The sequence below is a fragment of the Treponema sp. R8-4-B8 genome, from assembly GCF_054786175.1.
In genome coordinates this window covers 1-981 of record NZ_BDHE01000133.1, presented here as the reverse complement: position 1 = coordinate 981, position 981 = coordinate 1, and the positions used below count along the sequence as shown (strand labels likewise).

The window sequence follows — 981 nt, the reverse complement described above, 5'->3', positions numbered from 1 at the left end:
TTCCAGTCTACTAGTTTAAAGTACGCGTCAACTCCAATGTGCTCGAACTAGTTTAAAAGTACCTGCGCCGTATCGACGTGCATAGCGTACTCGGAAGGTACTGTAATTTCAAGCGAAAGTTTGCGCGCGTCATTGAAACCTGCTTCGGCAAGAAGCGTTTGCGCCGTTTGCGGATCATACGGGTAACTTAAAGAGCCGTCATAGTATGTCGATAATCCTGGAATTATTGGACTGCCTGAAGGGGAGCCTTTTCCAAAAAAAGCGCCGTCAATTATTCCCTGTATGTCAATGCCGTAATTTATAGCCTTACGCACGCGGATATCATTGAGCGGGGGAACTTGGTTGTTAAGCGCAAGAAGCTGTACCGCCGCAGAATAACTGTCGATTACATCAAAATTTCTGTGGTCAAGCTGGGCGGCAAAAGAGCCTACCAGATTCGCGCCGTCAATATTGCCGCTTCTTAAAGCAATCATCAAAGCTTCAACATTCGCGAAGAATACGATGGTTACTTTATCAAGACGCGGCACGTCCTGCGGCTGGGCAAGGTGTCTCTGCCAATAACCGTCAAATTTTTTTAACACAAGATCCCTCTGCGGCGTAAAACTTTCAATGGAAAAAGGGCCTGTCCCTATAATATTTTTCTCGCGGTCGCCGTTATCCGCCTTAACGATTCCAATTGTTAAAAATGGGAGAAATTCCGGGTCGGGCGCTTTAAGGGTTACTCTCACGCTGTTACTCGAAATAATAGCCGCGTTTTCTATCCTGTTCATGCCGTTGATACCGGCGGCAATAGCCGTATCAATGCTGAATTTGACATCGGCTGCTGTTACAATCGAATTGTCATGGAAACGCACGCCTTCCCTGAGAGTGAAAGTGTAAATAAGCGCGTCACGCTCAATAGTCCATGACTCGGCGATACAGGGAAGCATACTGCCGTCGGTATCCGGTTTTACAAGCCCTTCAAAAACATTAAAAAGAATG

At 46.5% G+C, this 981-nt stretch carries 1 protein-coding gene; it reads right to left on the bottom strand.

Features of this window, described 5'->3' with window-relative positions:
* Positions 1–47 precede the first annotated feature (47 nt).
* Positions 48–981, bottom strand: a 934-nt coding sequence (locus tag ACYVRA_RS07395) for an ABC transporter substrate-binding protein (protein ID WP_461252105.1), incomplete at its 5' end; no start/stop codon positions are given.